Source organism: Lactobacillus sp. N54.MGS-719, from assembly GCF_000980505.1.
In the GTDB taxonomy this organism is placed as follows: domain Bacteria; phylum Bacillota; class Bacilli; order Lactobacillales; family Lactobacillaceae; genus Lactobacillus; species Lactobacillus amylovorus.
The window spans coordinates 1-2,604 of the sequence record NZ_LARO01000082.1 but is presented as its reverse complement, the minus strand read 5'-3'; the positions used below and the strand labels follow the sequence as shown (position 1 = coordinate 2,604).

4 protein-coding genes are annotated in these 2,604 nt (G+C 35.9%); 2 read left to right on the top strand and 2 right to left on the bottom strand.

All coding sequences use genetic code 11. The features are described from left to right. Nucleotides 1-99: 99 nt before the first annotated feature. Nucleotides 100-471 carry a large-conductance mechanosensitive channel protein MscL gene (mscL, locus tag WS44_RS08955; RefSeq protein WP_013641536.1) on the bottom strand — a complete coding sequence of 124 codons (372 nt, stop codon included), beginning with the start codon at nt 469-471 and terminating at the stop codon, nt 100-102. 81 nt (nt 472-552) lie between these two features. Further along, on the bottom strand, nt 553-972 hold the full coding sequence (locus tag WS44_RS08950) for a YslB family protein (RefSeq protein WP_013437247.1): 420 nt from the start codon (nt 970-972) through the stop codon (nt 553-555). Between the two features lie 78 nt (nt 973-1,050). On the opposite strand from WS44_RS08950, the gene murI reads away from it, so the two are divergent. Continuing rightward, nucleotides 1,051-1,857 (top strand): glutamate racemase, encoded by an 807-nt coding sequence (gene murI / locus WS44_RS08945; protein ID WP_013641538.1) that lies wholly within the window; start codon nt 1,051-1,053, stop codon nt 1,855-1,857. Next, entirely contained in the window at nt 1,857-2,477 is a 621-nt protein-coding gene (locus WS44_RS08940; RefSeq protein ID WP_013641539.1) for an XTP/dITP diphosphatase, read from the top strand. The genes murI and WS44_RS08940 overlap by 1 nt, the downstream gene beginning before the upstream one ends. Nucleotides 2,478-2,604 lie beyond the last annotated feature (127 nt).

Here is a 2,604-nt window from a genome sequence, read left to right as displayed (position 1 = left end):
CATATAGTTTTACTACTACTTAAATTCTACAAGAGAATAAAAATAGTGAATCAATTATCCCGTCGGATAACTAATTCACTATTTAGCTTAGAATGTTTACTATGCTTCTTTTTCTTTAAGCAAATCACGGATTTCTTTTAAGTAATCTGCCTCAGTTGGTGTAGCAGGCGCTTCTTTTTCCTCTTTTTTGGTAGATTTGTTAACAGCTTTAACAATTAAAAATACAACAAAGGCAATAATCAGGAAGTTAATTACTGAATTTAAAAAGCTGCCGTATTTAAATTTAGCATCCCCGACTTGAAGAACTAAGTTGGAAAGATTGATTCTGCCTACGAATAATCCGATTAAAGGATTGATTAGATTCGTAACAAGTGATTGCACAATGGCAGTAAAAGCTGCACCAATAATTACACCGACTGCTAAATCAATTACATTTCCGCGGGCAATAAATTTTTTAAATTCCTTAAGCATTTTATTTACTCCTATATCTAGATCTAGTTGTAACACGGTTACAAATTAAGTATATAGGAGTCCTAATTTATAGTCTAGATTTTAGAATCTAGCGGTGATTTCCACTTTCTTTTCTTTAGGCAAAATGTTGATTTCACTTTCGGTAGTCTTGCCAGTAGCCTTTTGAACTGCTTCAGCAATCATGCCACTTTCAAGTGAAAATTCTTTACTGTCGCTGTCTAAACGATCTTCTACTGTTTGTCCACTAAGTTCAAAAGTGGTAGAAGAGCGTCTTTCCTTGGTCTTTTCGAGTTTGCCGAATTCAGCCATGGCAAAGAAGTCAGCTAAATCGTCAAAATCGGTTAGATCATATTTGCGAGCAACTCGTTTGCCGGCCCAGTAAAGAATAGATGCATTATCGTTGCCTAAAATGGTTGGCAAAAGAAAGTCGCGGTAAAGCTGATTAATAAAATATACGTGTTCGTTAGAGTGTTCTGTATTTTCTGTCATAAACTTGTTCATCCCTTTTATTCTTTTTTATTTTACCGTAAACTAGTAGGAGTAGAAAATAATTTTTTTCTTAATAAGAGGTTTTTTATCATGGATAATCGTCCAATTGGACTACTAGATTCAGGTCTAGGCGGCCTGTCTATCGCTAAAAAAGTAATTGAAAAACTGCCTAATGAATCCACCGTTTTTATTGGTGATAACGCACATATGCCATATGGCAATCGAACTAAAGAAGATATTATTAATTTAACACGCAGATCAGTTAAGTTCTTGCTTAATAATGATGTGAAGCTGGTAATTTTTGCCTGCAATACGGCAACCGCTGCGGCCATGGGGACAATTGAAAAAGAAATTGAACCGCAGATTATCGGGGTTATTCAATCAGGTGCACTAGCAGCTTCTAGAACTACTAAGAATAAAAAGGTAGCGGTTGTAGCAACTAGTGTAACCGTAGGTTCACATGCTTATGAAAAAGAAATTCATTTCCGTGATCCAGAAATTGAAGTAACAGAATTAGCTACGCCAAAACTTGCTCCATTAGTTGAAGCACAAGAAGAGCATGCGACTAATTTAAAGGTGGTTAAAGAAAGTTTAGCTCCTTTAAAGGGTAAGGATTTTGATACCTTGGTTTTGGGCTGCACCCACTATCCATTAATTGAACAAGAATTCAAAGAAGCAATTGACGATGAAAATGTAACTATTTTAGATCCTGCTGATCAAGTAGCACAATATACATTCAACGTAATGCGCCGTGATGGTTTGTTTAGTGAAGAAGGCCATAAGCCAGTTCATGAATACTACACTACTGGTAATTCAACAAGCTTTGATAAATTAGCGCGTACGTTTATGGATGATGACACTTTAACTTCCAAACACGTAGATACGGAGAACGAATAATGGTTAAAGAAATTTTGTTTGCGACTAGCAATCAAGGTAAGGCACGTGAATTAAAAGAAGCTTTCAAACAAGCTGATGTTGATGTAATCATTAAAACAAATGCGGATTTGGAAAATCCACCACATCCAATTGAAAGTGGTCATACTTTTGAAGCCAACGCTAAAATTAAGGCACATGAATTGGCTGATTTTAGTAAAATGCCAACAATTGCGGACGACTCTGGTTTGATGGTTGATGCATTAAATGGTGAACCGGGCGTAAGAAGTGCTCGCTATGCTGGTGAAGCTCATAATGATGCCAAAAACAATGCTAAATTATTAGCTGAGCTTGGCGGTGTACCCAAGGAAAAGAGAATGGCTAAGTTCTGGACCACAATCGTGGTTTCGATGCCAGGTGAATTTGATAAAGATTTAGTCGTTTCGGGTACATGCGCAGGTCGCATTTTACCATTGCCACAAGGTGAAGATGGCTTTGGTTATGATCCATTGTTTTATGTACCAGAAAAGGGTAAAACTTTTGCACAAATGACTACTGATGAAAAGAATGAAATTTCTCACCGTGGTCGTGCAGTAGAAAAATTATTACAAGAATTACCTGCTTGGCTTGAACAATTTGAATAAAAAGAAAAAAGGTGTTCATTTTGGAACACCTTTTTTCTACCTAAAATCAAGTATTATCAGTAATTTCCTTAATTAATTTATACTCTATTTAATTAGAATATTGGTACGAATAGGGTTAGATTAGATA

Bases quoted from the DNA above. Each gene is read 5' to 3' on its own strand.
- WS44_RS08940 (WP_013641539.1), top strand. From the start codon at position 1,857: ATGGTTAAAGAAATTTTGTTTGCGACTAGCAATCAAGGTAAGGCACGT.
- WS44_RS08950 (WP_013437247.1), bottom strand. From the start codon at position 972: ATGAACAAGTTTATGACAGAAAATACAGAACACTCTAACGAACACGTA.
- mscL (WP_013641536.1), bottom strand. From the start codon at position 471: ATGCTTAAGGAATTTAAAAAATTTATTGCCCGCGGAAATGTAATTGAT.
- murI (WP_013641538.1), top strand. From the start codon at position 1,051: ATGGATAATCGTCCAATTGGACTACTAGATTCAGGTCTAGGCGGCCTG.